Source organism: Streptomyces omiyaensis, assembly GCF_014650895.1.
In the GTDB taxonomy this organism is placed as follows: domain Bacteria; phylum Actinomycetota; class Actinomycetes; order Streptomycetales; family Streptomycetaceae; genus Streptomyces; species Streptomyces omiyaensis.
The window spans coordinates 207,020-222,866 of record NZ_BMVV01000007.1 but is presented as its reverse complement, the minus strand read 5'-3'; the positions used below and the strand labels follow the sequence as shown (position 1 = coordinate 222,866).

1 protein-coding gene is annotated in these 15,847 nt (G+C 72.8%); it reads left to right on the top strand.

Annotation, left to right across the window (positions count from 1 at the left end; all coding sequences use genetic code 11):
• Positions 1–119 precede the first annotated feature (119 nt).
• Positions 120–15,752 (top strand): WXG100-like domain-containing protein, encoded by a 15,633-nt coding sequence (locus IE287_RS14450; protein ID WP_189849426.1) that lies wholly within the window; start codon positions 120–122, stop codon positions 15,750–15,752.
• Positions 15,753–15,847: the final 95 nt, after the last annotated feature.

The window sequence follows — 15,847 nt, the reverse complement described above, 5'->3', positions numbered from 1 at the left end:
CCGCCGAGCGCCGTCCGCCCGGCGCCGCGTGCGGGGGACGTCCTCCCTCTGAACCGCGCGGACGGCCGACCCCGTTCCACCGGGCACAGCCGTCCGCACGATCAGAGGACCCTCACGCCATGGCCATCAACCCGCCGGAAGGGATCGCCGACTTCCTCGCCTTCGTGTCGGGCATGGAATGGCCCGAGGCCGACGAGGACCTCATGCGGCGGGTGTCGGAGCACTACGGTGCCATCGCGACGGACCTGGAGACCCTGTCCGGGTACGTCACGGAGCTCATCCCGATCGTCAAGAACGACTTCGACGGCGAGGCGGCCGACTCCTTCCTCGTGGCCATGAACGACCTCACGGGCGCGACCGCCGGCGCGAACCAGCTGACGCAGACGGCGGAGCTGTCGCGCCAGCTGTCCGAGGTGGCGCTGAAGGTCGCCAACCAGGTCGAGTACACGAAGATCATGGCGATCCTCCAGCTCGTGCAGCTGCTGGCCGAGATCCTGTTCGCCACGCTCTTCTCGGCCTTCACCTTCGGCGCGGTGTGGGGCCCGGTGTCGGCGATGTTCGCCGCGACCAGGGAGGGCCTCAACCATCTCTTCCGGTGGCTGCTCCAGACCATCGTCAGTCAGACGTTCATCGGCATCACCGGCGGCGTCTTCCAGGACACGGTGATCCAGCTCTACCAGCTCAACGCGGGCCACACCACGAGCTGGAACACGGAGTCGCTCATCGACTCCATCAAGCAGGGCGCCCTGACCGGCCTGGTCGGCGGCCCGCTGGAGGTCGTCTTCCACTACGGCGGCAAGATGCTCGGCAGGCTCCTGGGCGGCAGGACCCCGGGCTCGATCATCAGCAAGCGGATCGACGACGTGCTGAACAAGGCCGACGACAAGCTCGAAGGCGCCCCGAAGAACAAGAAGCCCGACGTCCCGCAGGGCTCGGCCGGCCCCGAGTCGAAGCTGAACGACGTCGCGTCGAAGACCGACAAGGAACTGCCGCCGACTCCGGTCGACAAGGCGAAGAACGACGCGACGCCTCCCCCGGTCCCCCCGAAGACGCCCACCGAAGGCAGCGTGTCCGCGCCCGCCGCCCGCCCGAAGCCGGACACCGCCGCCCCCGCTCCGGTCCCGGCCAAGCCGGACGCCCCGGGCGGCGCCACGGCCAAGGACAAGCCGAACGCGCCGGTCACGGGCGCCAAGGACACCCCGGCCCCGGGTGCGAAGGACACGCCCGCCCCGGGTACCAAGGACGCTCCCGCACCGGGCAGGACGGAGTCGGGCGCCGGTGCGACGGCGCCGGGGGCGGGCAAGTCCGCCGCCGGGGACGCACCGACGACGGGCGCGCCCGCCAAGTCCTCCGACGCCCCGGGGACGGGTGGGGCCGCGGGGCACGGCGCGAACCCGCTGGACGAACTGCTGGCCACCAAGGAGGCGCGCTCGGCGTTCGCGAAGGACGTCGGCGAACTCCTCGGCGGTGTCAACCGCCAGCTGGAGACCGGTTTCATGCGGTTCGGCGAGGGGACCATCGCGGAGGCCTTCGCCGACAAGATGGGCGACGTCTTCGCCAAGCACCTCAAGCACGAGGGCGCGGACGAGGTGGCGGAGGCCGCGGCGAAGCAGGCGGCGAGGGAGGCGGGCAAGAAGTTCGGCGACGTCCTGGCCCACCAGTGGGTCCGCCTCGGCGCGGACCATGCCGACCTCCCCGAGCTCCTCACCAAGGCGATGGGCGACCTGGGCAACCTGGCGCCGCTCAGGAACCTCGCCGACGCGATGCCGGACCTCTTCGCCCGCTCCGAACACGGCAACGCCCTCGCACGCATCTTCAAGCAGGAGAACCCCCTGCAGGGCAGCCCGATGTACCAGCTGGGCGGGGCCGTCGCGTCCCTCCTCAGCGAGGGCACGCACGAGATGCTGAGCGAGGGCTTCTACAACCTCGTCTTCGGAGACGGCACGTTCAAGATCACGGCGGGTCCGTTCGCCTCCGGCGTGGCCATGGGCGCGCTGAGCCACGGCCTGCACCGGATGTTCGAGCCGGTCATGGTCAGGTACCAGAACTGGGTCCTCAGCCACCAGTACGCCGAGAACCCGGACGACAGCAAGTACTTCGGACTGCTGCACCCCATCAACATCGCCTCGTTCGTGGCCAACATGACGGGCAACCCGGCACCGTGGCCGGTGCCCCGCCCCACATCGGACACGACGGACCCGAGCTTCGCGCGCGACATGAAGGACATGGTGAAGTGGGTCTTCTCCAACCCCTTCACCGGCACGTCCTTCTTCTCCGACACGCCCGGTGGCCCGGACGTCACGGTCCAGAGCGACGGCGGCAGCGCCTTCACGCCGCTCGACGTGGACCTGGGGCCCTCGTTCGCCGACGACATCGCCGAGGACCCGCTGTTCCGGGTCGGATCCGACGGCGACACGTCCAGGTCCGGCGGCGTGGACAAGGACTCCGGCACGAAGGACGACGGGCCCGGCGCCGCCCGCCCGACCACCTCGTCGGACCTCTCCTCCCTGCTGGGCGGCGACACGGAGAACCGGGGCCCGAACCGGACGGAGGAGGACCGGCTCACGTCGCGCACCGTGACCCAGAGCGGGGGCGACCGGTTCGCCGCCCCCGTGCCGAGGGCCACCGAGCAGTCGGCGGAGGCGCCCGCCGGCACGGCGTCCGGCGTCAGGCCCCACCCGCTCCAGGCCGAAGCGGACCGGGCCGCCGCCGAAGGACTCGGCTACCTCCTCGTCGACGTCGACGACACCGACGCACCCTCCGGCGACGCCCCCGCGCACCGGACGGACCCCGACGGCGAAACCATCGGGGCCCCGGCCGGCGGTGACGGCGGTCCCAAGGCCCCGGCCGGCGACCACGACCCCGGGATCCCGGCGGACTCGGGCGACGACGGCCCGGAAGTCCCGGTCGACGGCGACGGCCTCACTCCGTCCGGCGGTCCGGTACGGGACATCCCCTCGGGCATCGCCGTCGGCGCCCTCGGCCCCGCCCAGCACCATGCCCTCCAGGCGATCCCCAAGCAGCGCGGCGTCTTCGTCGTCGGCATGCACACCGACCCCGACACCCCCCACGATCCCGCGACCGTTCTCAAGGCCCTCACCGACGCGCACGACGACGGCCGGCTCGACGGCATCACCCGGATCCAGTTCACCGCCTGCAACCTCGCCTCCCCCGTCCACGAAGCCACCGTCAAGACGGTCATGAGCGGCCTGTGGAAGCACCGCGCCAACGACGTGCCGCCGCCCGGCCCCGTCAAGGCCCTCGCCGCCGACGCCCCCGTCTGGTACGTCCCCGGCGGGCGTCTCGTCACCGCCGCGGACGTCTCCGTCGCCTCCGACGGCAGGCTCTCCGTCCGGCGCGACGACGCCGCCTGGCACGAGTACGCCGACACGGGCGCCCCCGACCACACCCCCGAGGTCACCGCCCCCCGCTCCGGCGACCTGCCCGACCTGCCCGACCGGCTCGACCCGGTCGACGGGGAGGTCGTGAAGTTCGGTTCCGGAGGGGCGGCTCCGGGACCCCTGTCCCGGCACCTCGCCCGGGAACACTGGGGACTCCTGCTGACCGATCCTTCCGGAGCCGACCTGCTCGCGGAGGTCGCGGACGGTGCGCGGGACGCCGACGGCGCGTGGAGGACGCTCGACGCGGACGCGTACCGGAGGCTGCTGACCCTGACCCCGGCGCCCGACCACACCCGCCCGTCCGCCGACGACGTGGCGGCGGCCTTCACCGCCTACGCGGACGAGGCCGAGACCGCCGCCTCCGCCGAGGACGGCTGGGGCGGCCTGGAGGCCGTCGCCAACCTGGTCAAGGCGCTCCACCTGGACGCGTCGGACCGCCCGCTCGGACAGGACGCCGAGATCCTGATCCAGCGTGTCCTCCTCGACCGGGGCTTCCCCCCGGCGCGGTTGTCGCCCGAGGCCCGCACCACCGCCTTCTGGCGGGACTCCACGCCCCCCGTCCTCTCGGCCGAGCTGGCCCTCGGCATGTCCGGCCTCGCCCGGGCCGCGACCCTTCCGGGTACGGCCGCTCCTTCTCCGGCACCGCCGCCGCCCGAGAACGCTCTGCGGGACCTGCTGCGGGAACCCGACGAGGCCAGGACGGCCCTGCTCCGTGACCTCCTGAACGGGGCGCACACCGAGGAGGGCGTCTGGCGCACGCTGGACACCGACGCGTACCTCGCCCTGCGCGCCGCGATCGAGGGCGGAGAACAGAGTGCGCTCGCGGACGACGTGCGGCACGCGCTCGACGGTGTCTTCGCCAAGCACCGGCAGGACCTGGCCGGGGCGACCGGGCTCGTGGGGCAGCTCAAGACCGTCGCCGACACTGCCCTGACGCTCCATCAGATCACGGGTGTCCCGGCGTCCCCGAACGGCGCGCTCACCGCCGACGCCGAATTCGTGGTCCCGCGCATGCTCCTGGACCTCGGTGTCACCCCGGTGAAGCTGCCGGCGAAGTACCACACGGAGGCTCTCTGGAAGAAGCCCAAGATGCCCGCCATGAAGGCCACGAGGCTTCAGACCTTCGCGATCGACGTGGCCAGGGCCGTCGTGTCGTCGCACCGGTGGCCCTCCACGCCCACGCCCGTCTCCACACCCACGCCCGCGTCCACGCCCGCCTCCACCTCCACGCCCGCGTCCACCTCCGCGGACAGCGGGAGTCCGGCCGGCGGCCCGAGCGCGGCCACGGGGCGGCCCGCCGGGGACGGCGCCCGGCCGGCCGGTGACCACACGTCCACGCCCGTCGGCGGACCCGCCCTCGCGCAAGCCCGCGGGGCGGGGGACGGACAACCGGCGCGCGGTCGGGACGACGGCGCGGCCGGCCCGGAGGACTGGCGGGCTGATCTGAACGCCCTCGGCACGCGCACGCCCGAGGACACCACCGCCCATCTGGTGCTGAACGACGCCCCGGTCCGGCTGGTGGGCCGCTCCGACAGCACTGTGCGCACCGACGACAAGCCGTACACGACGCTCACCAAGGACCTCCCTCGGGACGCGGCCCACTGGCTGACGGTACGGATCCCCGCAGGGCGCGCCGTCGACCCGGGTGACGGACGGCTGCTGCTCGGCAAGGACGACCTGGCCGCGGTGACCGTCATCGGCCCCGACGGCGAACTGACCGCGATCCAGAGGTTCCAGCAGAGCTTGCGCGAGCCCGACGCGGCACCGGACACACGGCCGCTGCCGCTGTCCGTCCTGACGCCCGTCGGACAGGTGCTGCACGCCCATCCCGGCCTGGACGGCGACCATCCGATGGTGCGGGCCGCCCGGCGCGTCGTGTACGCCGAGGCGTCACGGGAGGCCGAACTGCGGCTGGGCACGGCGCTCGCCGCGCGGGAGGACGTCCAGCGGGAGGTACGGCAGCTGGTCCGGCAGATCTGGAACAGGATCGAGAAGGAGCCCGTCGCCAGGACCCGTACCGGTGAAGAGGTCGACCGCATCGCGCTGCTGGGGTCCCCGGAGGCGTCGGGGAGCGGCTCCGTGGGCAACGATCCCGACACGCTCAAGGCCGTCGTCACCGACGGGAACGTGCGTGAGCAGATGCACCTGCTCGGCAATGTCGTGCACAGCAACGCGCTGTACGGCAACGTCACCAAGCCCCTCCTGAAGTTCACGAAGCCCAAGCCGCCGATCCTCAGCGGCGACTGGGCGAACCAGCAGCGGGCCGCCGCGCTCATCGAAGACCTCCAGGCCCTGCCGAAGTCCCCGGCGCGTGACGAGCGCATCGCCGAGATCGAACGCGGGCTGCGGACCGGTCTGCGTCCGGACGAGGTGAATCCGCCTCTGAGCGATCGCGAGCGCAGGCACGCGCTGCGGGACGACCAGCTGCTGTGGGAGCCCGGTGAGCGGCGCACCGGGATCAAGATGATCGCCGAGAGTCAAGTGACCGCGGACAGCACCGGCGGGCTGATGAGCGCGGGTACGTCCAACACGACGTACTTCACGCTCGCCCTCGTCCACGCGATGGGCAAGCAGTGGAAGATCCCGGTCGACTACCAGCTGGTGCGGCTCGCCCTGCTGGCGGACATGCTGCCCGTCGGCCACCACACCTTCCACGAGATCATGCGGGCCGCCGACGCGTTCGAGCGGGACGTGCTGGCGAGGGAACCCGGCCACGCCCCCGGCACCCTGGAGTACGGCGACGACTGGGGCAGGTTCCGGCATCTTCCGCCGCTGACCGAGAGCGAGCTGCGCGCCGCCATGCCCGGCGGAAGGTTCCCGGACGAGGTCGCGCTGGGTCTCGAGCCCGGTGAGACGACACCGGTGGACTCGCCGGACCCCGCCCGTGTCCCGATCACCGTCGCCCCGCGCGACGCGCGGGCGCCCCGCGGTGCCGAGTGGTCCGTTCTGCTGGACCGTCTTCCCGGCGACAGGAACCGGCTGGAGCCGCTGCTCGGGGAACTCCTGGGCGGGACGCCGGGCGAGACCCGTGACTGGCGACGTGTCCACGCCGATTCCTATCAGGAGCTGCGGAGCCGTCTCATCGGGGACGTCGAGCCGGACCCCCAGACCGGCGTGCGCGACGAAGTCACCTCGATCATGGAGCGGCTGATCCGGCTGCCGGAGGACACCACCGCGGTGGACCCCGAGGAGCCGGCGCACCCCGGCGGGGCCGACCTGCACGCGGAACTCGACGGCATCTTCGATCAGTACTACTCCGCCATGGCGGCGGCCGGCACGGACCGCACCCGTCTGGCGGCCGTCGCGGACGTCATCGGGAAGCTCCAGACGCACCAGGCGCGGCATGAGCCGGGCGCGACGGTCCCTCCGCCGCCGGACTCCGCGGTGCCGGCCGACACCCTCGTCCTGGTGCAGCACCTGCTGGTCGCCCAGGGGTACACCCCGGCCCTGCTGGGAGAGGACAGCGGCACGGCGGGGTTCTGGCAGCGGCCCGCGGACCGGGTGGCGGCCGACCTGATCGCCGGCATGGGCGAGTTCGCCCGGTCACAGCCCGTACGCACCATCCCCGCCGGCATCGCCGTCGGCCCCCTCAGCCCCGGCCAGAGCAGAGCCCTCAGCTCCGTGCCGCGGGAGCCCGGACGTTTCGTCGTGGGCTGGCACACCGACCCCGCGAGCCCGCCCGACACGGACGCCGTTCTCAGGAAGCTCGTCGACGCCCACGACAGCGGCGGGCTGGACGGCGTCACCGAGATCCGTTTCACCGCGTGCAACCTCGCCGGGTCCGTCGACGAGGCCACGGTCAGGACCGTGATGAGCGGTCTGTGGAAGCACCGCGCCAACGGCGCGACACCTCCCGGCCCCCTCAGGGCCGTGGCCTCCGGCGCACCGGTCTGGTTCGTGCCCGGCGCACGTCCGGACACCTCCGCCGGCGCTTCGACCGGCTCCGACGCCCACCCGCGTCCCGGGCGTCTCATCACCGCCGAGGCCGTCGACGAGGGCGGCCGTCTCAGGATCGCCCCGGTGGCCGTCGGCTGGCACGAGTACAGCGACGGCGGTGCCCCCGACCACACCCCGCGACGCACCGAGGGATCTCCCGACGCCTTCCTCGGCGACATCGATCTCAACCGCCCGGGCACGGAGCGGTTCGGCGCGGGCGAGCGGGTGGCGGTCCCCCTGTCCACGGTGCTGGACAGGGACGAGTGGGGAGCTCTGCTGCCCGGAGCCGATCTCACGGACGACCTGGGGGAGGTGCTCGCGGAGCAGCTCGACTGGCGCGGCGACCCCGACGAGCGGCCGCGCCTCGACGCCGACGGCTATCTGGCCCTGCGCGTCCGGGTGGGCGGTTCCGGGCCGCTCGAACCGGGGAACGAGACGGACGACCTACGGAGGGACATCTCCGAGGCCCTGGACCACTACTACGCCGAAGTGTCCCGGGCTCCGACCGATGCGAAGCGACTCGAAACGATCGCCGAGCTGATCAGCAGCCTCCGGACCCTCGACCATCCCGACGCGGAGTCCGACGCGGGAGCCACGACCGACATACGGATCCTGGCCCAGCGATTCCTGCTGGAACAGGGCTACTCTCCGGCGCTGTTGGCGGAGAGGAACATCACCCCGGACTTCTGGGCGGCCAACGAGCCTGCCCAGCTGGCGGCCGAACTGGCTCTGGGCATGGCGTCCTTCGTCCGCACCCGGACCCCGCACGGCCGGCGTCCCGACCTGTCCCCCGCCCCTGTGGCACAGATCGTCGAGGTGGATTCCGCGCGGGCCCGTGCGGCCTCCCCGGACGCCGGGGTCCACGAGCGGGGCACGAGGCTGCTCGGCGACCTCCTGTCGTCGGCGTCGAGCGACCGGCCGCCGCTCGACGCCGACGCCTACCTGAGGCTGCGCGCGGAAGTCGAGGGGCGCGAGCTGCCCCCGGAGTACGCGGGCTCCCTGCGCGACACGATCGGCACCGTGCTGGCGGCGTACGCGAAGACGGTGACCAGAGTCAGGCCCCCGCTCACGGATCAGGCACGTCTCAAGGCCGTCGGCGAGGTCGTCACGAAGCTGCAGAAGCTCGACGAACCGCACCCCGCGACGGCGGACGGAAAGATCACGACGAACGTCCGGATCCTGGTCCAGCGCCTCCTGCTCGACCAGGGATACCGCCCGACGCGGCTGACCGCCGATCAGCACACGGCGGACTACTGGCTCCGCGCGCGCCCGTCCCGGATCACCGACGACCTCGTCCTGGGCATGGCCGAGGCCACCCGTGCGATCTCCCAGCCGACCCCCTCGCCCGGCCCGGAGACGACGACCGCCGGTGACGGCGGGGCGCACACGCCGCCACTCGGCACGGACGCACCGGTGCGCACGGACGCGCCGGCGAACGAGGACGCCCCCCTCACGCGCGATGTCGCCGCCGACCTCCACGCGGAGGTGGTTCAGGTGCTCGGCACGGTCACGGACGAGCCGGACGCCCCGCTCGACCGGCGGTCGGAACTGGACGCCCTCGGCACCCGTACGGGCACCGAGACCGAGGCCTACCTGCGGCTCCCCGTCACCCCGGACCTCGTCCTCCGGCGCTCCGACGCGTTCCTGCGTACCGGCGACCGGCCCCACGCCACGCTGACCACGACCCCGCCGGGCACGGGCGGGGGGACGCTCCTGCGCGTGACCGTGGCCGCCGGGGCGGCCGTCCGCACGCCCGACGGCCGCCTGCTCGTCGACAAGGACGACCTGGCACGGAGCACCATCACCGCGGTCTCCACCCCGGACGAGGCCGCCGACGGATGGCACCCCCTCACCTCGGGCACCGATCTGCCGGGGCGCCCGCTGTCGGCCCTCACCCGGCTCGGCCGGGCATCGCACGCCACCCCGCACCAGGGGGTCGACGACCCCCTGGTGCGGCTGGCCACGCGCATCGCGTACACGGACGCCTCCCTGGCGGCGGAACGACCGCTCGGCCATCTCCTCGCCCAGCTCCCCACGGTTCACGGCGAGGTGAAGAAGCTGGTACGGGCCGTCTGGGACGGCATCGAGGCCACGGTCGCGAAGGACGGGAAGTTCTCCGGTGCCGAGGAGAAGGCGAAGGAGACGGAACGGCTCCGATCCCTGCTCGGCAGCGCGGCGGCGACGGGCAGCGGGTCCGTGGGCAACGACCTCGACACCCTGCGGGAGGTCGTCGAGGACGGCAACATCCGCGAGCAGATGCATCTGCTCGGGGCGGCCGTGCACGCGGTCCTGCCCCACCTCGGCTTCGCCAAGACCACGCCGATGGTCCTCGGTCAGGAGCACGCGCACCAGCGGACGCCCGACGTCAACCGGCTCGCACCGACCGACCTCCGGCCGGGCGACGTGGTGCCCCCGCTCAGCCCCCGCGAGCTCCGCCACGCCGTGGGCGAGGACGGCCGGCTGACCTGGATCCCCGGGGAGAACCACCGCTCGATCAAGATGCAGAGCATGGGCCAGGTGGAAGCGCAGAGCACCGGTGGCCTCCTGAACGCCGGTACGTCCAATACGGCGTACTTCACGCTCGCGGCGGTCCACTCCCTGAGCCGGCGATGGGATGTCCCGGTCGACTACCGGCTGCTGCGCCTGGCCCTGCTGGCCGACATGCTGCCGGTCCGCCACCACTCGTTCCACGAAGTCATGCGGGCTGCGGAGGAGTTCGGGCGGACGGTGCTGCTGAAGGACACCCGGCTCGGTTTCACCGAGAACCCCCTCGACTACGCCGACAACTGGAGCAGGTACCACGCGCTGGCTCCCCTGGAGGAGAAGCACCTCCGCAAGGTCATGCCGGGCGGAAGGTTCCCCGACGAGGTGGCGCTCGGTCTGGAGCCCGGCGAGCGAGCACCGGGTTCGGCACACCACGTCCGGGCTCCCGGGCCGCGCGGGCTGCGGCTCTCGGACGTCCTGCCCGAGAACTCCTGGTCCTCGCTCCTGGGCGACGGCACCGCTCCCGACCCCGACGAACGGGTCACCGCCCTGTTCCGCGAGGTCTTGGACCTGCGGCCGAACGGCAACCGGGACTGGCGCGTCCTGCACGCCGACTCCTACCTCGAACTGCGGCGCCGCGTCGCATACGGAGTCGAGCCGCGCCCCGAGCCGGAGGGAACCCGGCCGTGGCTGGCGGACGACGACCCGGAAGCGCCCCCCGCACGGCCCGACATCGACGCGGTCTTCGACGACTACTACGCCGCGGTGGCACAGGCCGGAGACGCCCCCGCCCCGGGCCGGCAGCGGCTGACCGCCCTCGCCGAGGCCGTCACGAGGCTCCAGCGGCTCGACGCCGTGGAGCCTCCGGGGACCGCGCTCACCGCGGACGTGCGGATCGTGGCCCACCGCTTCCTGCTCGACCAGGGCCACTCACCGGACCTGCTGCCCGCGGACGCGTACACCCCGGAGTTCTGGCGCGGGTCCGTGGCCCGGATCACCGAGGTCCTGGTGGCGGGGACGGCACGCCCCCTCCCCGCCGGAGTGGCTGTGGGCGCCATGACACCGGCCCGGAACAAGGCCCTCGCCGACCTGCCGCCCCGCCCGGGGGTCTTCGTCGTCGGCATGCACGTCGGCGCGGACGGGCCGCCCTCCGCCGACCTCGTCCTCAAGGCACTGACCGACGCCCACGACAGCGGCAGGCTGGACGGCGTCACCGAGATCCAGTTCACCGGCTGCGACCTGGCCACGCCCCTCCACGAAAGCACCGTCCGAACGGTCATGAGCGGCCTGTGGGCGCACCGCTCCCGAGGGGGCACGGATCGCGACCCCCTCACCGCGCTGGCGGCCGACGCCCCGGTCTGGTCCGTGCCGGGCTCCCCTCTCTTCACGGCCCGTCACGTCGGGATCACCGCCGACGGCAGGATCACCGTCCTCGGCGACCCCCCGGCACGCTGGCACCGCTACACCGACACCGGCACGTCCGGCCACACCCCCGACAGGACGGTCACCGACGGGGACGGAGCTCCCGCCGACGCGGTCCGTGACGCCGGCACCGACACGCCCGGCCACCCCGGAGCGGTGCGGTTCGGCGACGAGGACGAGGCGTCACTGACCGCGGTGTTCGGGCCCGGTGGGGAACCCTCCGCGCCGCGGCAGGTGACCGTACGGTTCCCGGAGAGGGGAAAGAGCCTCAGCGAGGACCAGCGAGCGGAGCTCGACGCGTTCGCGCGTGACCTGCGGCCCGAGCTGGAGCGCCGGCGGCGGGACGGCGAGCCGAACCTGGAGGTCACCGTCACCGCGGGGGGCAACAACCGCTTCCCCGGGCAGGCGAAGCAGGCTGCCGACGCGCGCGTCACCGCCCTCGTCGCCGCGCTGTCCGACAGCCTCGGGAGGGTGGCACCGGAGCCGGACCGGACGCTGATCGACCACGTCACGTTCGACCGTCGGCCGCAGGGCCTCTCGCTCCTCGACAGCCTGACGCCGACCGGTCCTTCGACGGCGGAGTCCCGGCGCGAGAGCACCGTCTCCGGCGACGTACGGACGCTGACGCCCTACACCGAGGAGGCCAGGGCGCTGCTCCGGCAGCTGCCCGACGCGGGAATCGACCTCACGCAGCTGGCCCTGGTCATCGGCCACGCCCGGGGCGACGCGTCCCTGCGCGGCCTGGCAGGTGACCCCGACGGCGCTGTGGCGAAGTCGATCGCCGAGATCCACCGGACGGTCAGGCCCTACCGGCACCCGGTACAGACGGGCGCCTCGATCTCGCCCGAACTGCTGACGCGGCTGCGCGAGTCGGCGGACGACCGGACGACGTACTCCCTGGACGAGCTGGTGTCCGCCGCCCCCGTCTGGTCGACCCGGCAAGGCCACGAGGCCGGCACAGCCGACAACGCGATCGTCGAGGTGCACCCCTCGGTCACCTGGTCCGTGCCCGGGGCGCTCGGAGAGAACCGGGTCGTGTTCACGCCCGGCTCGCACTACGAGGTGACGTCGGTGACGCGTGCGACCGGCGGCCGGTCCCTGGTGAAGCTGCGCGAGGTGGATCCGGAGGCTCCCGAGGGCTCCGAACGGGGCCCGTCCCGACGGACCGCCCCCGGCGGCCCGGTCATCGGTGTCCCCGGCATGAGCTACCCGGGGCCGAGCCGTCCCACCGGTGACGGTCTCGCCTGGAAGAACAAGCGCTACGGATACGCGACGAAGGAGTACGTCCACCGCGGCGAGGCGGAGGTCGAGGTGGTCGACGGAACGCCGTACGTGCGCTTCTACACCGCCGTGGTCGAGGAGGTCCCCCTCACCGTCACTCCCGGTGTCCCCGGCCGGGCCACCTCGGCCGACAACCGCAAGGACGTCCAGCAGGACCCTCGGACGGGGGAGGTGCTGCTCTGCACCGGCTCGGGCGACGGCACCATGTGGACGAGCATCGGAACTCCCGCCCGCTCCGTCGCCTGGCTCATGAAGTACCAGGCGGAGCACGGCGACGCCAAGAAGCCGCTCATCCGTTCCTACCTCGTTCCCCAGGACGTCTACCACCGCATCTCCGAGGGCGCCCGGCACCTCGACACTCCGGATGTCGCCGGTGGGAGACCGTCGCTCAACGTCGACCACTCGGGCGACCGCAACCAGTTCGGAATCCGCGGAGACGACCTGACGCTGCTCCGCGAGAACATCCGCCCGAACTCCCTCATCACCTACTTCGCCGGAGCGAAGGACCATCTGAGCGAGAACGCCGACGACCCCGGCCACACGTTCCCGAAGCACGGTGAACACCTCCATGTGAACGAGCTCCGGAACCGGGTCGGCATGCCGGACTCCGAGGCCCCCGACCTGAACGCCGAGTACAACCCGTGGATCTCGGGGGCCTCGCACCAGAACAACGAGACCACTCTCGGCTGGATATCCCGGAAGCTGCGCCAGCACCACGTCACCTGGAAGCAGTACCTCCAGGAGCCCGTCGACCGCGTCCGGGAACCCCTCCTGGAGGATCCGATCCCGTACGCCGCAAGGGAGAAGGAGCTCTGGAAGTTCCTCGGGGATCACCTGCGGTTCCTCGACGGCACCGACACTCCGAGCACCGACTGGCCGGACCGGTACAACAGGTCCGTCGACCGCCTCATGCACGGAACGGTGGCCTCCTGGGCCACCCACGCGGCGATCGCCCATGAACTCGCACGCCAGGACAAGGAGGTCTCCGCCGACTTCCACGTCCCCCGGGAGCCCGCGCGGCAGGACTTCGCCGCCCTGCGCGAGTCACGGGCCGCCGAGGTCGCCCTGCAGATCGAGACCGGTGAGCGACTGACCCGGCTCAGGGAGGACGGAGCGCCGGTGTTCCGGATGCTCGACCTCCTCGCCGAGACGTTCCCCGGACTCGACGACCGCTACGGCATGATCTGCGCGGCGAGTGAGGAGTACACCTTCTACGAGCACGCGCAGATGGTGGCCGGCCAGTACATCAGACTCGTCGACGCCACCGGCGACGAGGGCACCCGCCTGATTCCGGTGGACGCCGTCGTCAAGGCCATCCTCTTCCACGACATCGAGAAGCTGAACTCGAAGGCGATGTACGGCGCCGGAAAGGACGCGCACGACGACGAGCCGGAGCACCGCGGCGCCGTCGATCTCATGAGGCGCTACCGGAACCTGTGGGGCGACATGACCCGGGATCAGGTCGGCTTCGCCTTCCGGGCCTCGCTCCTGCTCGTCGACTCCGACCCGATGGGCTTCTACTTCCGGGGGAAGGAGAGCGCCGACAGCACCTTCCAGTGGATCGCCGAGGCCGCCCTCCGGCTCACGGATACGCCCGTGGAGACGACGGAGGGCACACGGCGTCGTCTCGTGGACCTCGACAGCGAGCGGCTGAGGACCATCCGCAGGCTCTTCCACGAGTTTCACCAGTACTACCAGGCGGACCTCTCCTCGTACACGAGCTACAGCCGTTACCGCGACCGTCGGGAAGGAGGCGCCTGGCATTCCGGAAAGGCCACGTTCGACAAGTACTTCGAGGCCCCCGCGACCGGACCCCTCGGCAGCGGAGACCCCGCGTCGGGAACCGGCCCCGAGCTGGCCGCGGCCGAGGTGCCCGCCGACGGGACGGACGATGACTTCCCGCGTTACCGCAGATTCGCGCTCGTCGACAGGACCGAGGGGCCGGAACGGTTCGCCTACGAGACGCGGTACCGCGATCTGGCCGCGATGTTCGCCGACGACGCCACCGTGAAGGGGCACTTCGAACGGATCGGAGCGGCGCGCCTCCGCGCCGCGGCCGGCAAGCTGGGCGACACGGCCAACGCACGGCCGGAGACACCGCCTGCCGCATCGGTCCATTCCGAGGACGACGACGACTACGGCTTCGGCTTCGGGCTCCCGGACGAGGACGAGGACGCGGACGCGGACCGGTTCGTCTCCCTCGGGAGCGGCGAAACCCCGGCCCCCGCACCCGCCTCCGCTCCCACCACGCCGCGTGACGCCGCCGACCGGTTCGACGATCAGGCCGGGCCGATCCCCGGAGGGAGGACCGGGCAGGAGCGGGAGATCCGGCCGAAGGTGGCCGGGCCGCCCGTCATCGTCGTCACCCCGCCCCTCGACCCGGCCGCCCCGCCGGCTCCCCCGGCCTCACCGCCCGCGCCCGCCTACCGGCTCACCGACTACGAGGCGGCGGGGACGACGTCGCACACCCACCGCGTCGGCGAGACGCGCGTGGTGGCGTTCGCGGACGGGGAGGACCCGATCGCGGTCGCCCTGAACGGCCCGTCCAGGGACGCCGCGTCCTTCCCGGCGTTCCGGCCCGTCCGCCCCGTCGAGGCGGTGGAGCGGCCCGCCCTCCGGGTGTCCGCCGACCACCGGCTGGCGGTGCCGGACCACGACGGTGTCCGCGCGTTCTACGCGACGGCGGACGTCGTCGCGGAGGCGCGGACCCGTCTGGCCCCCGCCGCCGCGGTACGGCTGGACGTCGACCCGGAGGCGTACGTCCGCTTCACCCGGGACGGTGTGGAGCACACCCTGCTGCGGGTCACGGTGCGGGGCGCCGGCGCCTCCGGCTCCGCGCCCCTGGTGCTCGCGGGTGACCCCGAGGGACCTCACGTCGCGCTCCGGGACGACGCGCGGCCCGCCCGGCGGGACGCCGACATGCGACGCGCCGTGGACGCCAACCTGGCCCACTACGGTCCGGCGCTGGAACGGATCGCCGAAGAGTCGGAGCGGTCCGATCCCGGGCTCTCGGACCCCCGGACGGTGCTGGCGCGTGCTCTGGCCGATCTGCACCGCGTGCGGGACGGGGGCGATCCCGCAGCCCTGGCGCGGGCCGAGGCCGAGGCGGCGCGGGCGTTCGCGGCCGCGGCGGGGGACGCGTACGGGTCCCCGGGGGACGACTGGCACGTACGCCTCGGTCAGGGGCGCGCCACCCTCACGCTGCCGGCCGTGGACTGGTCGTTCTGAACCGGCCGCGCCCGGTCTGAACCGTGCCCGGCGTTCCGTACGTTCTCCCGGGAGCGTACGGCCGCCGGGCCGCCCCGATCCCAGGACAGGACCTC